This is a genomic window from Planifilum fulgidum (assembly GCF_900113175.1).
Classification (GTDB): domain Bacteria; phylum Bacillota; class Bacilli; order Thermoactinomycetales; family DSM-44946; genus Planifilum; species Planifilum fulgidum.
On the sequence record NZ_FOOK01000007.1, the window covers coordinates 17,251 to 37,056 of the forward strand.

21 protein-coding genes, 3 tRNA genes and 1 other annotated feature are annotated in these 19,806 nt (G+C 58.6%); of the genes, 15 read left to right on the forward strand and 9 right to left on the reverse strand.

The window, feature by feature from the left end:
* Nucleotides 1-196: 196 nt before the first annotated feature.
* The 7 genes from BM063_RS05580 (at nt 197) to BM063_RS05610 (ending at nt 4,931) form a co-directional block, all read left to right on the forward strand.
* Nucleotides 197-1,234 (forward strand): glyceraldehyde-3-phosphate dehydrogenase, encoded by a 1,038-nt coding sequence (locus BM063_RS05580; RefSeq protein ID WP_092036723.1) that lies wholly within the window; start codon nt 197-199, stop codon nt 1,232-1,234.
* Between the two features lie 104 nt (nt 1,235-1,338).
* Nucleotides 1,339-1,830 (forward strand): transcriptional regulator NrdR, encoded by a 492-nt coding sequence (gene nrdR / locus BM063_RS05585; protein ID WP_092036725.1) that lies wholly within the window; start codon nt 1,339-1,341, stop codon nt 1,828-1,830.
* Nucleotides 1,831-2,104: 274 nt separating this feature from the next.
* Nucleotides 2,105-3,565: a DnaD domain protein gene (locus tag BM063_RS05590; RefSeq protein ID WP_092036727.1), complete on the forward strand. Its 1,461-nt coding sequence runs from the start codon at nt 2,105-2,107 to the stop codon at nt 3,563-3,565.
* Nucleotides 3,562-4,503, forward strand: coding sequence for a primosomal protein DnaI (gene dnaI, locus BM063_RS05595; RefSeq protein ID WP_092036729.1), 942 nt, complete (start codon nt 3,562-3,564; stop codon nt 4,501-4,503). The genes BM063_RS05590 and dnaI overlap by 4 nt, the downstream gene beginning before the upstream one ends.
* 169 nt (nt 4,504-4,672) lie before the next feature.
* Nucleotides 4,673-4,748: transfer RNA gene (locus BM063_RS05600), tRNA-Phe, on the forward strand.
* 7 nt (nt 4,749-4,755) lie between these two features.
* Nucleotides 4,756-4,830 (forward strand) — tRNA-Gly (locus BM063_RS05605).
* Between the two features lie 12 nt (nt 4,831-4,842).
* Nucleotides 4,843-4,931, forward strand: a tRNA-Leu gene (locus tag BM063_RS05610).
* A gap of 303 nt (nt 4,932-5,234) precedes the next feature.
* Here BM063_RS05610 and BM063_RS05615 read toward each other — a convergent pair.
* The 4 genes from BM063_RS05615 to queD all read right to left on the reverse strand — a co-directional run bounded on the left by BM063_RS05615 (nt 5,235) and on the right by queD (nt 8,709).
* Nucleotides 5,235-6,704 carry a thioredoxin-like domain-containing protein gene (locus BM063_RS05615; protein ID WP_092036731.1) on the reverse strand — a complete coding sequence of 490 codons (1,470 nt, stop codon included), beginning with the start codon at nt 6,702-6,704 and terminating at the stop codon, nt 5,235-5,237.
* 78 nt (nt 6,705-6,782) lie between these two features.
* Complete coding sequence (queC, locus tag BM063_RS05620; RefSeq protein WP_092036733.1) at nt 6,783-7,475, reverse strand: 7-cyano-7-deazaguanine synthase QueC; 693 nt, start codon at nt 7,473-7,475, stop codon at nt 6,783-6,785.
* Nucleotides 7,476-7,489: 14 nt separating this feature from the next.
* Nucleotides 7,490-8,188 carry a 7-carboxy-7-deazaguanine synthase QueE gene (locus tag BM063_RS05625; RefSeq protein ID WP_245752096.1) on the reverse strand — a complete coding sequence of 233 codons (699 nt, stop codon included), beginning with the start codon at nt 8,186-8,188 and terminating at the stop codon, nt 7,490-7,492.
* Nucleotides 8,185-8,709 carry a 6-carboxytetrahydropterin synthase QueD gene (gene queD / locus BM063_RS05630; protein WP_092036737.1) on the reverse strand — a complete coding sequence of 175 codons (525 nt, stop codon included), beginning with the start codon at nt 8,707-8,709 and terminating at the stop codon, nt 8,185-8,187. The genes BM063_RS05625 and queD overlap by 4 nt, the downstream gene beginning before the upstream one ends.
* 205 nt (nt 8,710-8,914) lie before the next feature.
* Between queD and mqnC the strand changes: the two genes are divergently transcribed.
* The 8 genes from mqnC (at nt 8,915) to rplT (ending at nt 15,870) form a co-directional block, all read left to right on the forward strand.
* Entirely contained in the window at nt 8,915-10,024 is a 1,110-nt protein-coding gene (mqnC, locus tag BM063_RS05635) for a cyclic dehypoxanthinyl futalosine synthase (RefSeq protein WP_092036739.1), read from the forward strand.
* 124 nt (nt 10,025-10,148) lie between these two features.
* A complete protein-coding gene (locus BM063_RS05640; RefSeq protein WP_177199008.1) occupies nt 10,149-10,787 on the forward strand; it encodes a metal-dependent hydrolase in 639 nt (212 codons plus the stop codon).
* A gap of 84 nt (nt 10,788-10,871) precedes the next feature.
* Nucleotides 10,872-11,756: a putative sporulation protein YtxC gene (gene ytxC, locus BM063_RS05645; RefSeq protein ID WP_177199009.1), complete on the forward strand. Its 885-nt coding sequence runs from the start codon at nt 10,872-10,874 to the stop codon at nt 11,754-11,756.
* A gap of 326 nt (nt 11,757-12,082) precedes the next feature.
* Entirely contained in the window at nt 12,083-13,990 is a 1,908-nt protein-coding gene (gene thrS, locus BM063_RS05650; RefSeq protein ID WP_092036916.1) for a threonine--tRNA ligase, read from the forward strand.
* 23 nt (nt 13,991-14,013) lie between these two features.
* Nucleotides 14,014-14,520 (forward strand): GNAT family N-acetyltransferase, encoded by a 507-nt coding sequence (locus BM063_RS05655; protein ID WP_092036745.1) that lies wholly within the window; start codon nt 14,014-14,016, stop codon nt 14,518-14,520.
* 87 nt (nt 14,521-14,607) lie between these two features.
* Nucleotides 14,608-14,724, forward strand: a sequence feature (ribosomal protein L20 leader region).
* Nucleotides 14,725-14,748: 24 nt separating this feature from the next.
* Entirely contained in the window at nt 14,749-15,264 is a 516-nt protein-coding gene (infC, locus tag BM063_RS05660) for a translation initiation factor IF-3 (RefSeq protein WP_218154417.1), read from the forward strand.
* Nucleotides 15,265-15,276: 12 nt separating this feature from the next.
* Nucleotides 15,277-15,474: a 50S ribosomal protein L35 gene (rpmI, locus tag BM063_RS05665; RefSeq protein WP_092036749.1), complete on the forward strand. Its 198-nt coding sequence runs from the start codon at nt 15,277-15,279 to the stop codon at nt 15,472-15,474.
* Nucleotides 15,475-15,510: 36 nt separating this feature from the next.
* Entirely contained in the window at nt 15,511-15,870 is a 360-nt protein-coding gene (gene rplT, locus BM063_RS05670) for a 50S ribosomal protein L20 (protein WP_092036751.1), read from the forward strand.
* Between the two features lie 694 nt (nt 15,871-16,564).
* Here the strand turns inward: rplT and BM063_RS05675 are convergent.
* The 5 genes from BM063_RS05675 to BM063_RS17935 all read right to left on the reverse strand — a co-directional run bounded on the left by BM063_RS05675 (nt 16,565) and on the right by BM063_RS17935 (nt 19,443).
* Nucleotides 16,565-17,266, reverse strand: a complete 702-nt coding sequence (locus BM063_RS05675) for a pirin family protein (protein WP_092036753.1) — start codon at nt 17,264-17,266, stop codon at nt 16,565-16,567.
* Nucleotides 17,267-17,346: 80 nt separating this feature from the next.
* Nucleotides 17,347-18,306 (reverse strand): bile acid:sodium symporter family protein, encoded by a 960-nt coding sequence (locus BM063_RS05680; protein ID WP_092036755.1) that lies wholly within the window; start codon nt 18,304-18,306, stop codon nt 17,347-17,349.
* Nucleotides 18,307-18,443: 137 nt separating this feature from the next.
* Entirely contained in the window at nt 18,444-18,806 is a 363-nt protein-coding gene (locus tag BM063_RS05685; RefSeq protein ID WP_092036757.1) for a DUF2178 domain-containing protein, read from the reverse strand.
* Nucleotides 18,807-18,877: 71 nt separating this feature from the next.
* Complete coding sequence (locus BM063_RS05690; protein WP_092036759.1) at nt 18,878-19,240, reverse strand: DUF2178 domain-containing protein; 363 nt, start codon at nt 19,238-19,240, stop codon at nt 18,878-18,880.
* Nucleotides 19,237-19,443: a helix-turn-helix transcriptional regulator gene (locus BM063_RS17935; protein WP_245752097.1), complete on the reverse strand. Its 207-nt coding sequence runs from the start codon at nt 19,441-19,443 to the stop codon at nt 19,237-19,239. Before BM063_RS17935 ends, BM063_RS05690 begins: the two co-directional genes overlap by 4 nt.
* Nucleotides 19,444-19,806 lie beyond the last annotated feature (363 nt).

Consider the following 19,806-nt stretch of genomic DNA (forward strand, 5'->3'; position numbering starts at 1 on the left):
GAGCATCCCCAACACAGGGGGGCGCTGGAACCTTTTGCCAACCAGGCGGCGAAAGGCGGCGCCCCTTTTTGCATCCCTTGGGACGTGTTTTGTCCCGGTGAGGCAAATTTTGTCGTCGCATTGAAATATGTGACATACTGCTTATAATGAAAAGAGGGTATTTTGATGTCTACTTCGATTGAGGAAGGGGAAAATCATGCCACTTCGAGTTGCCATCAACGGTTTTGGACGAATCGGGCGAATGGTTTTCCGCAGAGCGATGCGTGAAGCCGATCTCCGGGTGGTCGCCGTGAATGCCAGCTATCCGCCGGAGACGCTGGCCCACCTGATCAAATATGATACGGTGCACGGGATGTTTGAGGGAGAAGTGGTGGCGGAGGCGGACGGCTTCACCGTGAATGGCCAAAGGGTGAAGCTTTTGTCCGACCGGGATCCCTCCCGCCTTCCCTGGGGCGATATGGATATCGACGTGGTGGTGGAGGCCACCGGAAAGTTCCGGGATCGGGAAGGGGCCGGAAAACACCTCAGGGCCGGGGCGAAGAGGGTGGTCATCACGGCACCCGGCAAGGACGAGGATGTCACCATCGTCATGGGAGTCAATGAAAGCGCATACGATCCGGAAAGGCACCGCATCCTCTCCAACGCTTCCTGCACCACCAATTGCCTCGCTCCCGTGGTCAAGGTGCTGCACGAGTCCTTCGGCGTGGAACACGGACTGATGACGACGGTTCATTCCTACACCAACGACCAGAAAAACCTGGACAATCCCCACAAGGATCTCCGGCGGGCCCGGGCATGCGCCCAATCGATCATTCCGACCAAAACGGGTGCGGCCCAGGCGATCGGCAAGGTGCTGCCGGAGTTGGACGGGCGGTTGAACGGGCTGGCGCTGCGCGTTCCCACTCCCAATGTTTCGGTCGTCGATCTGGTGGCGGATCTGGCGGTGCCGGTGACGGCGGAAGAGGTGAACCGGGCCTTCAAGCGAGCGGCGGAGACCCATATGAAGGGAATTCTCCAGTATTGCGACGCCCCGCTCGTCTCCTCCGACTTTAACGGAAATGAACACTCCGCCGTCATTGACGCCCTCTCCACCATGGTGACCGGGGAGCGGCAAGTCAAGGTTTTGGCCTGGTATGACAACGAGTGGGGATATTCCTGCCGTGTTGTGGATTTGTTAAAGCTGATCGGACGGCTGCAGGGAGCCGGTCGGACCAAGCAGGAAGTGGCATTGTAAATTCCGAAAGAAACGTTCCCGTCGCCTTGGAAGGACGGGAACTTTTTTTGTTTTCAGCATGCGGCAAAAAGAGGATACAATGAGGATGAAGGAGGGATGCTTGGATGAGATGCCCCTATTGCGGATCGATGGGAAGCCGGGTGCTGGATTCCCGCCCGGCCAACGAAGGAAAATCGATCCGGCGACGCCGCGAATGCGAAAGCTGCGGAAGGCGGTTTACCACCTTTGAAACGGTGGAAGTGAAACCCCTCATGGTGATCAAGAAGGATGGAAGCCGGGAGGAATTCAGACGGGAGAAGGTGCTTCGCGGGCTGATTCGGGCATGCGAAAAGCGGGCCGTGCCCCTGGAGAAGCTGGAGCAGCTGGTGGACCGGATCGAGCGGCAGCTGCGGGAGCAGGGACGGTCGGAGGTGCCCTCCCGGGAGATCGGTGAAATGGTGATGGAGGGATTGGCGGAGGTGGACGAGGTGGCCTATGTCCGCTTTGCCTCCGTTTACCGGCAGTTTCGGGATATCAACATGTTTGTGAAGGAACTGGAAGAATTGTTGAATCGCTCCCGGAAGCCGCTTCCGGATGTGAAAGAGCAAGATGGATGAAAAGAATGGAGTCCGACGGGAGCCAGAGCGGTTTGTCAACCCGGAAGGGGATTGGTACAATAATAGGACCCCTTGCGATCGGCTTTTTGTTTACGATTTTTCCCCGGACGGATGAGTTCCATGCAAAGCCGGGGATCTTCCCTTATAAAAGCCCGGCGACGAAGTTTTTCAGATATCGCGATTTTCTTGCCCCGTTTTGTTCCGCTTTCGGCCGGAGGATTTCCGATGGTTGCTGTTTTTTTACCCGAAAAGGGACGTTGAGGAGGCTTCGGGTATGTCTTCGATGATCTGGAAAGAGTGCACGCCGCGCGACGGCTGGTGGAGCCGGACACTTCGGCCGATTCATGCGGCGGATGTGAGCAGTCTGTTGCACCTGTACCAACCGATTGTCGGAACAGCGGCCATTGGTCTGTATCTCACCTTGGCCTATCAGATTCCGTTGCACCACCGGGCGGGTGCTTCCGAGGTTCATTCCCACCTGTATCTGATGAACCTGTTGTCCTTGCCTCTGCAGGATTTGCTGGAGGCCCGCTACCGGCTGGAAGGAGTGGGGCTTGTCAACACTTATCGCTTGGACAAGGGAGAGATGCGCCTTTACGAGTACGAAATCGTCCCCCCTCTCTGTCCGGAGCGGTTTTTTCAGAGCGACGTTCTCAGTATCGCCCTCTACAACCGGTTGGGGAAGGAGCGATATCTCTCCATCCGCAGGAAATTGCTGGGGGGAGAAGAGAATGCCCGGAAGGAACAGAAGGGAAAAAATGTGACCAAGTCCTTTCAGCAGGTGTTCGGGAGCTTCTCCCCGGCGGAGGTGAGCGCAGCGGCTTCCGTCGAGAAAATGTGGAACCCCGGAGTCGAATCGGTGTCCCAGGAGGGGAAACCGCCCTCTTTCCTCGCCGAAGAGGACGATTTGTCCATGATCCGCATGCGGCTGGAATCCGTCCTCGATCCCGACGCCTGGACGGAGGAAGTGGAGATGCAGCTGCGGGAGATCCGTTTTTTGTACCAGTTGAGCGATTGGGATCTGCTGCGGGCGCTGCAAAACCCCTATGTGACGTATAACGGGCGAATCAATCTGGAACGTCTGCGCAATTTCGTCTGCAACGAGTATCGCTTCCGGTTCGGCGCGCTTCCCGTGGTGGTCAATCGGAATTTTCCCCGCGCGGAATCGCGCGCGGAGCCTCCTTCCGGGGAAGAACAAGCCAAGGGACAAAAGCCACAGAAGGAAGAGGATCACCTGAAGCGCCATCTGAAAAAATTGGCTTCCATCTCTCCTCTGGAACTTTTGGCCCACTTTCAGAACGGATCGCGGATTCCCGATGCCGACATGGATCTGGTGGAGCGGCTGATCCACGAATACGGGCTGCCTTACGGCGTGATCAATGTTCTGTTGGAGTACGTGATGTACACGCACGATTACAAGTTGCCGCGCCCCCTGGTGGAGAAAATCGCCGGCCACTGGAAGCGCCGCGGTGTGGAAACGGTGGAAGAGGCTTACGAATTGGCGCGGAAAGAGTTAAACTGGGAGTGGAAGAAAAAGCGGCAGCGGAAGAGGAATCTTCCCGCCCGAAAGGAAACGGGCGAAGAGTCGCTGCCGCGGGCGGTGGCGAAACAAATGGAGGCGGAAAGCCGAGGAAAGGTGGCACAGGCGGAAGTGGATCCCAAAGTGCAGGCGGAGATCCTGGAGGAATTGAACCGCATGCGTGAACGGTTCAAGGAAAAGAGGGGTTCAACATGAACCGGATCGATCGCTATACGGGCGAGTGGCTGAAAAGGATGCCCGGGCGAAAGGGAATGGATGCCCGCGTCGAATCGTGGCTGTCCCACCCGGCCGTCACGCGGTTTTTGCGGGATCATCCGCAGGTATCCAAAAAAACGTTGGTCCGCTCCCTCGCCCGGGTGCGCCAGTTTGTCCAGGAGCAGGAAAACTGCGCCAAATGCCCCGGACTGGACAACTGTCCCAATCTGGTGCGGGGACATGCGGGAAGGCTTGTCTATTCCGGCGGTTATGTGGATTTGATGATGAAGCCCTGCGACAAGCTGAAGGAAAAGACGGAGGAGGAGAAGCGGAACCGGCTGATTCGCAGCCATTACATTCCCCGGGACATTCTGTCCGCCACCTTTGAAACGATTATTCCGGACGCCGGCAGAACCGAGGCGATCCGGGCGGCCATCCGCTTCTGCAATGCCTTTGCCGACGGGAAGCCGGAGCGGGGACTTTATTTTTACGGCCCTTTCGGCGTGGGAAAGAGCCGGATCGCCGGGGCGATGACCCGGGAACTGGTGCGCCACAACGTGGATTCCCTGATGGTGTATGTGCCGGATTTCATGCGGGAGATGCGCGATTCCATCCAGGAGGGATCCCTGGGTGACAAGCTGGACCGGTTGAAAAAGGCGAGCGTCCTGATTCTGGACGATATCGGCGCCGAAACCCTCACGCCCTGGATCCGGGATGAGGTGTTGGGTTCGATTTTGCAATACCGGGTTTCCGAAGGGCTCCCTGTGGTTTATACGTCCAATCTGGACTTGGAGGAGCTGGAGGATCACCTGGCTTACTCGCACCGGGGGGGGACCGAACGGGTCAAAGCCCGGCGGATCATGGAGCGAATCCGCCATTACGTGGATGTGTACCTGGTGGAAGGGCCCAATCGGCGGCTCATGAAGGAAAAATCCTGACCCTCCCTTGGAAAGGGCCGGGATCAAGGCCCCTTGACTTTCCTGACGGAGGCGGATAAAATATTAATTGTCCGTCGGGGGAACGCCTGAAAAAGCCCCTTGCCGAAAAAAACCTTGATCCGGAAAAGCACTCGTGATATAATTGGTAACGTCTTAACAAAAGTCATGTGGTTCGGTAGCTCAGTTGGTAGAGCAGAGGACTGAAAATCCTCGTGTCGGCGGTTCGATTCCGTCCCGAACCACCATCTGCGAGCGGAAGTGGCTCAGGGGTAGAGCACCGCCTTGCCAAGGCGGGGGTCGCGGGTTCGAATCCCGTCTTCCGCTCCATTTTCATTTTAGGCCGGGGTGGCGGAATGGCAGACGCACGGGACTTAAAATCCCGGGGTGGGTTTTCCACCGTGTCGGTTCAAGTCCGACCCTCGGCACCAGCGGATCTCCTGGAGGGTTTACTGACAGGGGATTTTTTTGTGTCTTCTTTTCGGATGCAGTCGGCATGGAAAGAGAATGGTTGGGCTCTTGACGGTTGCGCCGGCATGGCTTGCTTGTCTTTGGGGAATGATCGCGCCGCGAAATTTGCCGCGCGGTTTTCAATGGCTCGCATTTTCCCGATTTGTCGACACCCGGACGGGGTCTGCGATAAACGGCACCCGGGATGAGACGGCATCGAGCCGGCGAAAAGGGACCGCCCCTTGTGGATGGAACGGGAAACTCCCGCGAAAGCGGGAGTTTTTTCATGCCAGCTTAAGCGTCTCAAGTTTTTCCGTTTGGAGGTCGAACACCCGGATGAGGTGATTGTTGGTGTCGGCGATGTACAGCTTATGGTCGTGCCAGAGGACGTCGTTCGGTTCATTCAGGGGAAGAAGGTCGCAATCCCTGTCGCCGATCCTGCACAGGGATTTTTCCGGCCGGGCGATCACCGTGGAAATTCTCCGGGAGGACAGATCGGCTCTCCGGATGGCGTGATTGTAGGTGTCGGCGATGTATACGGTGTTTCCCGCCGCGGAAACGCCCAGGGGATGCTGAAGCAGCGCCGTCCGGAAGGGGCCGTCCCGGTGTCCGAAATCGAACAGTCCGCGCCCGATCAACGTGGTGACTTCCCCGGTTTCCGCGTGGCAGGTGCGAAGGGAGGAGGTTTCGCTGTCAGCGAAAACCAGCCGCTTTCCCAGGACGTCGATTCCGCTGGGCTGGGCGCAGTTGGCGGCATGGGGAGGTCCGTCGATCAGGTCTTCCCTTCCGCTGCCGGCGAAGACTTCGGCCCGGCGGGTGTCGGGGTCCAGCTTCCACAACTGATGGGAACCGGCCATGGCGATGTACAGGCGGTTGCCGAAGACCGTCAGGTCCCAGGGGGAGTTGAGGGAGATGTCGGGGCCGGTCCCTTCCTCCGGCGGCCCCATGGCCTGTTTTCCGTTTCCGGCCAGCGTCCTTACCGTCTGCCTCTCCAGATCGATCTCCCGGACCTTGTGGTTGTCCGTATCGCACACGTACAGCTTGTTTCCGGCGGTTTCCAATCCCTGGGGGAAGCGGAAGGCCGCCTCCGAAAGGGATCCGTCCCGGTCGCCGGCCGTTCCCCGGCCGATGATGCGCCGCACTTCGGCGCGGTCGCCGGCGAGCTTCAGCTCCAGGATGCGGTGGTGATGGGAATCGGAGACGAAGAGGTGGCCGGTTTCCGGGTGGACGGCCAATTTTCCGGGAAAGGAGAGGGTGCTGTCCGGCAGGGGCGGCCGCCGGATTTGAATCTTCTCCTCGGCGAGTATGCCCTGTCTTTTGGCCTGGTCGAGGGCTTGGGCGATGCGGCGGTCCAGCGCATCCCGAAGCCCTTCCCCCGATCCCCGGGCGAGCAACCGGCCGTCGGCGCCGATCAGGACGAAGGTCGGCCAGGCCCGGACGAGATAGTTGTTCCAGATTTCGTGTCCGTTGTCGACGACCACCGGGTGTTCGATGTCGTGGCGGATGATCGCCTGCCGGATGTTTTCCGGATCCTGTTCGTTGTCAAATTTGGCGGCGTGCACACCGATCACCAGGAAGGGGGCTTCCCGGTACTTTCTTTCCAGATAAGCCAGATCCGGCAGGACGTGCAGGCAATTGATGCAGCAGTAGGTCCAGAAGTCGAGGAGCACCACATGCCCCTTCAGCAGGTCGAGGGACAGGGGACGGTCCGTGTTGAGCCAAAGGGCGGACTTGGGAAATTCGGGGGCTTTCACCGAATCACCTCACAGGGTTTGGTTCGAGGGAGGGGCGATTAGGCCCATCCCGATGCGGGAAGTTCCCCCGTAGGGCGTTCAAGAAGGGTCGCCGGGCCGCTTTTCATAAGGGATCGGGTCTATTATTCCCGCTTCGCGGAATCCCTTGAGCCGGAGCCGGCAACTGTCGCACTCCCCGCAGGCCCGCTCCCCTCCCCGGTAGCAGGAGGTTGTCAGGTGATAGGGAGCGCCCAGCCGATGTCCCAGCTTGATCGTTTCCGCCTTCGACAGATGGATGAGGGGCGTCCGGATTTCGATCGGTTCCGAACGGTCTCCCGCCCGGGTGCCGACCCGGAGCACCCGGTTCACCGCTTCGATGAATTGGGGGCGGCAGTCGGGATAGCCGCTGTAATCGACGGCGCTGACGCCGATGAAGATGGCCCGGGCCCCGATCACCTCCGCGAAGGAGGCCGCCAGGGACAAGAAAATCAGGTTTCTTCCGGGGACATAGGTGTTGGGGATATCGTCCCCCGCTCCCCCGGAGGGGATGTCCATGCGGGAGTCGGTGAGCGAACTGCCGCCGATTTGTTTCAGGAAGTCCAGGTTCACGATCCGGTGTTCGCGGGCGCCGAAGTGGGCCGCCACCCGACGGGCGCAGTCCACCTCCCGCCGGTGCCGCTGACCGTAGTCGAAGGTGAGGGCGTAAATGTCGAAGCCTTCGTCTGCAGCGACGGCCATGCACGTGGTGCTGTCCAGGCCCCCGCTCAAAATCACGACCGCTTTGTCGGGCATTGTTTTTCCTCCTTTCAAACTCCGCGACGGTCCGGGTCCCAGATGTACTTGTGGGTCTGCAGGTTTAACCGGATGTCCCTCCGCGGCTGCTGGAGCAGCCAGGAGACCAGCCGGTCGGGGGGAAGCGAGTTCCACTCGGGGCTGAAGAGAATCTGACCCCGGCGCACGGCGCTTTCCACCACCGACAGGGCTTCGTCAAATTCCGCCCGGTCGGAAATGACGAATTTGATCTCATCCCGATCGGTCAAATGGAGGAAATTGCTGAGGATCATTTTGTCCCGCTCTCCGCTGGAGCGGAGTTTGAAATCCATGATGAAGCGGATTTTCCACCCGTGGGGGGAGGATTCCCGCCAGCGGTGGAAGGGGAGCAGATCGATGGCTCCGTTGGTCTCGATGTGGATGTCCTCCAAAAAGGGAAGGGGGGCCAGTTCCTGAAGCAGGGCGAGGGCCTTGTCCCGATAGAGGAGGGGTTCCCCTCCCGTCAGGCAGATGTGGCGGTTGCCCCAGCGCTTCACCTGTTCCAGAATCTCTCCCACGGTGAGCATTTTTTCCGGGGGATGCGGGGCGTAGCTGTAGGGGGTGTCGCACCAGGTGCAGCGCAGATTGCAGTTATACAGCCGGATGAAGGTGGTGGGAAAACCCGCTTTTCCCCCTTCCCCTTCCACCGTCTGAAAGATTTCCACCAGGGGCAGAGTGATTTCCTTGGGATTCATCGCCGATCCTCCATCCATTCCCGCCGCAGGATCGCGGCGCTGGTGGGCGTTTCCTCCAGCCGGAGGGCTTCCAGCCGAAGGGCCTGCTCCGGCGAACCCAGCTCCTTCAGCCCTTCCTCCAATTTCTCCCAGATCCAGACGATCATGTTCTCGACGCTGGTGTTCATGGGGGGAAGGACGCCGTTCAGGTATTGGTGGTCCAGGGGAAGCAGGATTTTTTCCTTCACCATCGCCTTCAGATCCTTGAAATCGACAACCAGTCCGATCTCGTTGACGAAACCGCTCACCTGGACGGTGAGGCGGTATGTGTGCCCGTGGAGCGCCTTGCACTTGCCTTCATACAAATGCAGGTGGTGGGATGAGTCAAAGGTGAAGGTTTTCTCCACGGCAACGCGCCGCTGGTGATACCTCAGCTGTTCCCTTTGAATGTCCCTGCCGAAGATCTGCAGTTTCGGCGGAAAGGGAAAGGTCCCCTCCTCCTTTCGGGAGGGTCCCGCTTGATTCCATTCCTTTGCGTTCATGGCGATCGCTCCCTAGTGTTTGTTTTGAGAGTGGTGGGTTTTCGACACTCTGCGCCGCGTTCCGGAAGTGGCAAAACCGTGCCGCGGCACATATCCAGTTTAGCACACCGGGGGTTTTGGAGGGAGGCAAGACAGGATCCGTCTCATGTGATAGGATAGAAAAAGAAGCCGCATCCGTCGGCTCCGGGTTTGAGGAGGTTGGCTGATGGCGAAAATCGATCAAATATTGGACCGCGCGTTGAAAGGGGAACGGCTGGGACTGGAGGAGGGCATTCTCCTCTGGGAAAGCGATCAAGTGGAAAAACTGGGATGGGCCGCCAACCAGATTATGGAGCGCCTGCATCCGGAACCGATCACGACCTTTGTGATCGGGCGCAACATCAACTACAGCAACATTTGCGACACGTACTGCCGCTTCTGCGCCTTTTACCGGCCGCCCGGCCATGAGGAGGGCTATGTGCTCAGCAATGAGGAGATTTTTAAGAAGATCCAGGAGACGGTCGACGTGGGCGGCACGGAAATTCTGATGCAGGGCGGAACCCATCCGGATCTTCCCTTCAGTTATTACACCAATCTGCTGCGCGAGATCAAAAAGCGGTTCGACATTCACATCCATTCCTTTTCGCCGGCGGAGATCCTGAAAATGAAGGAAGTTTCCGGTCTTCCCCTCGAAGAGGTGATCCGCCAGTTGAAGGAGGCGGGATTGGATTCGATCCCCGGCGGGGGGGCCGAAATCCTGGACGACCGGACCCGTCTCAAGATCAGCCGGCGGAAGGGATCCTGGCGGGACTGGATGAACGTGATGCAGACGGCGCACCGGTTGGGTATGCACACGACGGCGACGATGGTGATCGGTTTCGGGGAATCCCTGGAAGAGAGGGTGCTCCATCTGCTCCGGATCCGCGAAGCCCAGGATGAGACCGGCGGCTTTCTCGCCTTCATCGTCTGGACCTTCCAGCCGGACAACACCCGCCTGAAGCGGGAAAAGCTGAGCGGGGAGGATTATCTGAAGGCGGTGGCCATATCCCGGATCATGCTGGACAACATTCCCAACCTGCAGTCTTCCTGGGTGACGATGGGGACGAGGATCGGCAAGCTCTCCCTCAGCTACGGCTGCAACGACTTCGGCAGCACGATGATCGAGGAGAATGTGGTCTCCGCCGCGGGAACCACCCACAAGGTGAACACCAATCTGATCCTCCGATTGATCCGCGAAGCGGGGAAAATTCCCGCCCAGCGGAACACGAGGTATGAGATTCTCCGCATTTTCCGGGAAGGGGAAACGGTGGAGAAGGATTTTGTGATGCAAAACTGAGAGGTTCAAAAGGCGCGAGAAAACAGCGACGAGGTGCCGGACCGCCCGATGGGCGAACCGGTGCCTTGTCGTTTATTTGGGGAAAATGCATCTTTTTTCTTCGCAGGAAAGGAGAGGAACCGCGGTGACCGGCAAAACCCATTTGGCCCTGGGACTGGTTTCCGGGGCGGTGACGGCGACCGCGATCGATCCGGCGCAGAGCCTCAACGAAGCGACGGTGACCATTCTGGTCAGCGGAACCGCGGCGCTGCTGCCGGATATCGACGACGACAACAGCACGGTGAACAAAATTCTTTTTCCCTTTTTGCCGGAGGGCCTCCGGTCCTGGGTGTTGGCCGCCTTGGGCGGTCTGGTCGTCCTTTTCTTTATTCTCAGGGATTGGCCGCTCTGGACGCTGCTTGCGGGAATCTACGCCCTCTGCGTCGCCTTCGCCGACCATCGGGGATTCAGCCATTCCCTTCTGGCCTTCGTTTTTGTCGTATGGACCTCGTATCTGGCTTCACCGATGATCGCCCCGGCGGTGGCGGTCGGATACGGCTCCCATCTCTTGGCCGATGCGGTCACGGCCGGCGGGATTCCCCTGTTTTGGCCGTGGTCGAAGCGGTTCGGACTGCGCAATCTGGGCCTGAAAATCCCCACCGGAGGAGGAGTGGACCGGTGGTTTTACAAGGTGTCCCTGATGGGCACCGGCGTGATTTTTACATATTTGGTGTATCGCCGGGTGATGGAGGAAGGATTGGCCGCCTTCGGCCTTTTCGGATGAGCGGCCGGAGGGGCGGAGGCGGTATACCGCCGGGCATCCCCCCATATACTAGAAATACCGATGGATGGGGAGGATGTGTTGTGCGTGACCGTCTATCAGTTATCCCTGCCGGACAGGGTTCCGGAAGCCGTATGCCACCTGTGGAACTGCCTGGATGAGCAGGTGGTTCGGATGCAGTTCCGCGGGATTGCCTTCCGCATCCGGGAAGAGCGGATCGGCTCCCGCGTCATCTTTCTGTGCGATGACAGCGGCGGGGGCGAGGCGGAATCGAGGGAGGTCCGTCACGGAATCGGCCTGGCCGTCGCCCAATATATCCGTTCCTATCACGAACCGCATCTGGTCCGCGATGCCGTCCGGAAAGCCTTCCCCTTCCAGCCTTCGGGATCCGACGCCGCCGAAAAGGCGGTGCTGAGCTGGATCGGCAAGAAACGGCGGCGCAAACCTTCCCTCGGGTTGGACTGGAAAATTGCGGGGCAGGTGTCCGGCTTCCTCAAAGAGAGCCGCAGGTTGGCCGTCGACGGGTTCATCCGCTTTCGCCTGAAGGGGTACCACCGGGTTTTTTCCCGGCTTTTGGAGCAGGCTGTCCGGGAGTACCGCCTGGAGCAGGAATACCGGGAGTTCATCGAGCTCTTGCGGTATTTCGTTTCCACCCAAAAGACCCGGATTCCCGTCATTCACGTCCTCCATTTCGGAAAAAGCCGGTTCCACCTGATGAAGGGGGATGGAACCCCCCTGCGTCTGAAGGACGTGGAGGGAGCCGTGCAGGAATTGGGGGAACACCCCTTTTCCCGGGAGGATATGATCGTGAGCGCGCTTTTGTCGGCGGCTCCGGAGTTTGTGGTGCTTCACACCCGACAGCGCGAGGAGACGATCATCCGCACGGTGCGCAAAATTTTCGAGGGCCGGATCGTTCTTTGCGAGGGCTGCCCCCTTTGCCGGGAAGGGGCGAGCCGCGAAACCCTTGACTGACGGGGAACAAACCGGTATAATACATAACAAATTTTTCGGGAAATGCGATGAAGAGGACATGAGCCGGTCCACCACGGTTGCCAGAGAGAGGGGTCATCGGCTGGAAGCCCCTTAACCCCCTGGGGATCGGTTTACCCCCTCGAAGCAGCGGCGGGGAACGCCCATCAGGGTGAGTATCCGCCGACGGGAACGCGCCGTTACCGCGAAGAGGATCCCGTCCGCCCTTTTGACAGGCGGGGTCGAAGAAGGGTGGAACCACGACGTCTGCGCTCGTCCCTTGGGTGCGGGCGTTTTTATTTGAAAAAAAGATGGCAGGGGTGAGAAACATGGGCGTGGCGGTCAAACTTCCGGACGGATCCGTCCGGGAATACGATCAGCCCGTGTCGGTGGCGGAGGTGGCGGCCTCCATCAGCCGCGGGCTCTTGAAAAAGGCGATCGCGGGAAAAGTGAACGGCAAGGTGGTCGACCTGTCAGCGACGGTGCCGGATCAGGCGGAGGTCAAGGTGCTCACCTTGGATGATCCGGAAGGGCTGGAGGTGTACCGGCACAGCACGGCGCACCTGATGGCCCAGGCCCTCAAGCGGCTCTATCCCGGGGTGAAACTGGGGATCGGGCCGGTCATCGAAGACGGTTTTTATTACGACATCGACTGTCCGGAAAAGATCACCCCGGAGGATTTTCCGAAGATCGAGGCGGAAATGCAGAAGATCGTGAAAGAGGATTTTCCCATCCGCCGGAAGGTGGTTTCCCGGGAGGAAGCGATCCGCATCTACGAGGAGGTGGGGGATCACCTCAAGCTGGAGCTCATCCGGGATCTGCCGGAAGACGAGGAGATCAGCATCTATGAGCAAGGGGAGTTTTTCGACCTCTGCCGGGGTCCGCACGTTCCCTCGACGGGCCGGTTGAAGGCCTTCAAGCTGCTCAGCGTCGCCGGAGCCTACTGGCGGGGGGACAGCAACAACCAGATGCTGCAGCGGATCTACGGCACCGCCTGGCCGAAGCAGTCGCAGCTGGAGGATTACTTAAAACGGTTGGAAGAGGCGAAAAAGCGGGACCATCGAAAGCTGGGGCGCGAATTGAAGCTGTACATGTTTTCCGACGAGGCGCCGGGAATGCCTTTCTATCTGCCGGGCGGCATGGCGATCCGCAACGAGCTCGAGAACTTTTCCAGGGAATTGCAGAAAAAGGCGGGTTATCAGGAGGTCCGCACACCCCTGATCATGAACCGGCGGTTATGGGAGCAATCGGGCCACTGGGAACACTACCGGGAAAACATGTATTTCACCGAAGTGGACGACACCGTGTTCGCCGTCAAGCCGATGAACTGCCCCGGCCACATGCTGATTTTCAAGAACGAGGTGCGTTCTTACCGGGATTTGCCTCTTCGCTTGGCGGAATACGGTCACGTGCATCGGCATGAACTTTCCGGAGCGTTGAACGGGATGCTCCGGGTGCGCTCTTTCACCCAGGATGACGCGCACATCTTTGTTCGCCCCGATCAGATCGAGGAAGAGGTTGCCCGCGTGATGGAGCTGGTCGATCGGATGTACTCCGTGTTCGGGTTTCCCTACACGGTGGAATTGTCCACCCGGCCGGAGAACTCGATGGGCTCGGATGCGTTGTGGGAGAAGGCCGAGTCGGCGCTGAAGGCGGTGCTGGACGGATCGGGGGTGGAGTACCGGATTAACGAGGGGGACGGAGCCTTTTACGGACCCAAGATCGACTTCCACATCCGGGACGCCTTGAAGCGCAGCCACCAATGCGCCACCATCCAGTTGGACTTCCAGATGCCGGAGAAATTCGACCTTTCCTATGTGGGGGAGGATAACCAGCGCCACCGGCCGGTGGTGATCCATCGGGCGATCTATGGTTCCATCGACCGGTTTATCGGAATTTTGGTGGAGCACTACGGAGGCGCGTTTCCCCTGTGGCTCGCGCCGGTGCAGGCCCGGGTGCTCACGATTGCCGATGCGCATGCCGATTACGCCCGCAAGGTCCTGGAGGAGCTGAAGGAGGCGGGCATCCGCGCCGAACTGGATGACCGCAGCGAAAAGATCGGCTACAAGATTCGCGAGGCCCAGCTGCAGAAGATCCCCTACATGCTGGTCGTCGGGGAGAAGGAGCGGGAAAGCGGCACCGTGGCCGTGCGGAAGCGCTCCGAAGGGGATCAGGGTGCGAAACCCGTAAGCGAAGTGATCGCCCAGATGAAAGCGGAGATCGAGGCGAAAGAATAGGGAAACCGAAGGGAGAGGAGAAAGTGGGCCGGGCCGTTCGTCTGGAACGCATGATCCTGCGCGGAACGGAGGAGAGGGATTTGGATGCCGTGCTTAAGATGGAAGCCGATGCCCGCCGGTGGGTGATCGCCTGGCCCCAAAAAGCGCATCGGGATGCCATGAGGGATCCCGATGCGGAACACTGGGTGATGGAGGATCCCGAAACCGGCCAACCCATCGGTTATGCGATTCTGCGGGGCATCCAAAATCCCCACGGTTCCATCGAACTGATGCGGATCGTGGTGTCCCGGCCGGGCCGGGGGCTGGGAAAAGAAGCCCTGCGGTTCTTCATCCGTCGATGCTTTGACGACCTGGGGGCCCATCGCCTGTGGCTCGATGTGATGGAGCACAACGAAAGGGCCCGCCGCGCGTACGAATCGCTCGGTTTCGTCCGGGAAGGAACGCTCCGGGAATGCCTGAAGATCGAAGGCAGGTATGTTTCCCTTCACGTCATGTCCATCCTGAGAAACGAGGCGGTGAAGGCGATCTGAAACGATTCCTGGCCCTTGCACGGACACCGGAAAATTACACGGCATCCTTTCTTGACAAGATAATAGGGGCATGGTACAATTGCGACGGTATCCAAGAAGAAGCGCCCCGCTTCTCACCTGATCGACGCACGGGCTGTTGACAGGTTTCATCGCGGATGACTTCGATGTTGAGTGTGGGCGTGAGGTCCGCACTTTTTTGTTTTAATTCCCCCACGGAGGTGGCAGGTTATCAGCAAGGAACATCAAGTCAATGAAGCGATTCGTGCTCGCGAGGTTCGCGTGATTGGCCCTGATGGGTCGCAGTTGGGTATCAAGCACATCAAGGAGGCGCTGCGGCTGGCCCAGGAGCACGACCTCGACCTGGTCAATGTGGCTCCCCATGCGAAGCCTCCGGTGTGCCGGATCATGGATTACGGAAAGTACCGCTATGAACAGAGCAAGCGGGAAAAAGAGGCCCGTAAGCGGCAGAAGATCATCCAGGTGAAAGAAATCCGCTTCAGCCCGTCGATCGAAGAGCACGATCTGCAAACCAAGCTGCGCAATGTGCGGCGGTTTTTGCAGAGCGGAGACAAGGTGAAGCTGACCATCCGCTTCCGCGGACGGGAAATCACTCACCAGGCGCTGGGGAGGGCGATTTTGAACCGGATGGCCGAGGAAGTGAAGGACCTCGGCGAGGTGGAGCGCCAGCCCCGCCTGGAAGGGCGGCAAATGATCATGATTCTGACTCCGAAACAGCAGTCTTGAGGAGGATACGCAATGCCGAAGATGAAGACGCGTCGAGCAGCGGCCAAACGATTCGACAAGACGGGAACGGGCAAGATCAAGCGCAACCGCGCCTTTAAGAGCCATCTGCTCGAGGGCAAAACGTCGAAGCGGAAGCGCCGACTCCGCAAGGGCGCTCTGATGAGCAAGGGCGACGTCAAGCGGACGCGCCAATTGATCGCCTATAAATAAGCATTGAGTATCGGTCGATTTTGGGAGGGATATCTGGTGGCACGGGTGAAAGGCGGATACGTGACACGGCGGCGGCGCAAAAAGGTGCTGAAGTTGGCCCGCGGCTACTTCGGCTCGAAGCATGCGCTGTTCCGCACGGCGAAGCAGCAAGTGATGAAGTCCTGGATGTACGCCTACCGCGACCGGCGTCAGCGCAAGCGCGATTTCCGCAAACTGTGGATCGCCCGCATCAACGCGGCGGCGCGGATGAACGGCCTGTCCTACAGCCGGTTGATGCACGGGCTGAAGCTGGCCGGCGTGAAAATCAACCGGAAGATGCTGGCCGATTTGGCCGTCAACGATGCGAAGGCCTTCTCCGAACTGGCGGAGCTGGCCAAGCAGCAAATCAAGGCGTAAATAATATTGAGGGAAAAAGGGTCAACCTAATCGGTCGGATCAGCCGGGTCCAACGGCGATCCGACCGAAAGTGTTTTCTTATACGGTTACATTAACCGGCAAATAGCGGTATGTTGAGGCGCTTTGGGGAACCGGGATGTTCATTTTGATCACTTGCCTCAAGCCTTTTGTGTATTTTTTTTTATCATTTATGATGATGGTGACAAATGGATAAGCGCTTGAATTTGGTGGTCGACATTTCGCGGAACGTGATGATCATTTCTTTTATTTGCAAGGTTGGATATCCTTTATGGTTTTATGGGTGGGGGGTTTTTTTGGTAAATGGGACCACGCACCGGGACCCTTGACCGCCACTTTTGTGATTTCGGGATGTACTTACTTTCTTTTTCGATTTTTTCAGTGGTATAACACCCGGTGAGGTGAATGACAAAGTGCCGGGAGGGGACGATTTTCCGCCGAGCGACAAGCCATAAGCATATTGCATTCCGGAGCGGGGAGGGGGGTGTGCCGCGAGTGCCTTTGCTTAAACGAAAGGTCGCGGCACAACCCCTTCCGGCACTGATAAGGGCTTTACGCCCCACTGTTCGCTGCAGGGGATGACAGCAGTCTCGAAGCCGGGAGAAGCATCTCCCGGCTTTGATCATTGGTTGGGCGTACCCTTCGTGGGGATGAAACATTGGAAACCCGTTTTTCATCAAGCCAAATCCATCAACATGAATTCGGCGCCCTCTCGGGTGGCGACAGTCAGTTCGGACAGCCCGGTGATCCGCGCGGAATCCCCTTTTTTCATCGGATGCTTTTCATTTAATGCGACGGTTCCGTCGATCACGAAGAGATACATCCGGCGGCCCGCCTCTTGGCGGTGGCGGACTTCCTTGCCCGCCTCCAGGAGGGAGAGGTAAACGGTCACGTCTTGGTGGATGTGCAGGGCCCCTTCGGCCGGTCGTCCGGAAACGACGGGCAGGAGCCGGTTCCGCTTCTGTTCGGAGGAAAATTTCTTCTGTTCCCAGGAAGGGGGCAATCCCTTTTTCTCGGGCAAAAACCAGATCTGCAGAAAATGGACGGGCCTTTCCTTCGAGGCGTTGTATTCGGAGTGAAAGATGCCCGTTCCCGCCGTCATCCGCTGGACCTCTCCGGCATGGAGCAATCCCCGGTTGCCCAGGCTGTCCCGGTGTTCCAGGGTGCCGTCGATCACATAGGTCATGATTTCCATGTCGGCGTGAGGATGTTCGCCGAATCCTCGACCCGGTTGAACGGTGTCGTCGTTGAACACCCGCAGGGCACCGAACCGGATGTTGCTGGGATCATAGTATTCGGCGAAGGAAAAGCTGTGGTAGGTGATAAGCCAGCCGTGGTCCGCCCTGTATCGCTTTTCGGAAGGAATGATCCGGATCATGGGCACATGTTTCCTCCTTCCCGCCCCGGTATATCACGGGCGGATTGATGCGGTCCGTGGAAGGACGAAAGCGGCCCCCTTTAGGAATCGGCCGTCATTCCGGAAGCAGAGGCCTTTTCGATTTTCTTTTTTCCCCAGTAGGCGGTCAGCAGGGAACCGGAAATGTTGTGCCAGACGCTGAAGATGGCGCCGGGCAGGGCGGCGATCGGATTGAAGTGGGCGGTGGCCAGGGCGACGGCCAAACCGGAATTCTGCATTCCCACCTCCACCGAGATGGCCCGGCAGCGCGCCTCGTCCTGCCTGAGAAGGCGGGCGGCGAGATACCCCAGGGCCAGCCCGGCCAAGTTGTGCAGCATCACCGCCAGGAAGATGATCGGGGCGGCCAACAGCTGATCGGCCCCGTTTGCGATGATGCCGGCGACGATGGCGATGATGGCGAGGACGGAGACGGCCGGCAGGGCGGGCGTCGCCTTCTTCACGGCGACCGGGAAAAAGCGTTTGACCAGGATTCCCAGGACGACGGGCACGATCACCACCTGCACGATGGATTGGAATAGGGACCAGGGTTCGACGGGCAACCACCGATCGGCCAAAAGCAGCATCAACAGCGGAGTGAAAATGGGAGCCAACAGCGTGGAGACGGTCGTCATGGTGACCGACAGGGGCACGTCCCCCCTGGCCAGGTAGACGATGACGTTGGAGGCGGTTCCGCCGGGGCTTGCTCCCACCAGAATCATTCCCGCGGCCAAATCCGGGGGCAGCCGGAACAGCAAGGCGATCAGGAAGGCCGCTCCGGGCATGATGACGTATTGGGCGGCGACGCCGATCAAAACCGGAACGGGCTGCTTCAGGATGAGGCGGAAATCATCCGCCGAAAGGGTGGTTCCCATGCCGAACATGACGACGCCCAAAAGGAGCGGGATCCACGGACTGATCCCGGTGAAGGGGGACGGAAAGAAATAGGCGATGCAGGAGACGATCAGCAGCCAAAGGATGAAATAGCGGTCGATCAGGCGGAGTGCGGAGATGAAGGGCGACAAAGCCGGATCCTCCTCTCTTGTATCGGGATGGGGCAGTGATCGCCGGCGCGCCGGAACAATATTTCGAATGATTGTACAGATTATAACACACAACCGCGCAGGATCGCACGACTTGAATCCGGATTTGTCCGCAGCCCTTATTTTCGCTTCACGACGGCCAGCACCGCCGACAGGGTGAACAGGCTGAACAGGCAATAAACCGCAATATATTCCACTGGAATCTGTTGGCCGGGAGATGTCGTCAAGGCGAGCACCAGCACGCCGGCGCCGATCAGGGCGAGCAGGGTGTAGAGGGCTGCCCGCTGCGCATTTTTCCGGATCCGCTCATCGATTTCCGGGGTGCCGTCTTTTTTCCGGAGCAGGCGTCTTGCGAAGAAATAGAGCATCATGCCCGTCGTTGCGCCGAAGACAAAAGACCATCGCATCTCTCCCCTCACCGCCATGATGATGGCCATTCCCGCGCATATGCCCAGAAGGGAGTACAACCACTCGCGCTTCATCGCGTCTTCCTCCTCTTTGCCTCCCGGGGCTTTTTAGATTTTGTCTTCGTTTGAAATCGGGGAAAGCCATTCTATCTACGCTTCACAATGGCAAGCACCGCCGACAGAGTGAACAGGCTGAACAGGCAATAAACCGCAATATATTCCACTGGAATCTGTTGGCCGGGAGATGTCGTCAAGGCGAGCACCAGCACGCCGGCGCCGATCAGGGCGAGCAGGGTGTAGAGGGCTGCCCGCTGCGCATTTTTCCGGATCCGCTCGTCGGTTTCGGGAGTTCCGGTTTTTTTTCTGCGCAACTGTTTCAGGTAGAAATATATCGTTACCAGGATTGCCAGGCTGACGAAGGAGAACCATTCGAATCGGTCCGTGATCCACATGCCGATGGCGGTTCCCGCACCAAGTCCCGTCAGGGCGATCAACCACTCTCGCCTCAATCCCCATCCTCCTCCCACAAAAAAACTTCATCCACCCGCTTCCCGAAATAGCGGGCGATCCTGAAGGCCAGTTCCAGACTCGGATGGTATTTGTGCCGTTCGATGGCGATCAGGGTTTGCCGGGTGATCTGCAGATCCCGCGCCATTTGGATCTGGGTCACGTTCTTCTGCTGTCTGAGCTCCCTGACGCGATTTTTGATCACTGGAAATCCCCTGCCCGGAAATGTAAAACATCTTTTACATTTATCATATCCCGGAGGCGTGAACCCTGTAAAGAGTTTCCACAGCCGTGGAAGGTGCGGGACATCGCCTGATGCAGGGGGCGGGACTTCTTGCGCTGAATTCCCGTCTTCAGCCACCGCTGTACGCCGGTTACCGGAGGCGTGTGTTCGTCCTGCCGCCTTCCGGATATCGGTATATTTTGAATATTGGTCCATATCAAGGGCCATCGGCTCATAAGGCTGAGACAACCGGGCGCTTCAAGTCGACGCTTTCCGCCGAGAATTTTTCCGGTAGTGACAGATGCGAATTTTTGTTATACACTGATGAACAATATCTCATGAATT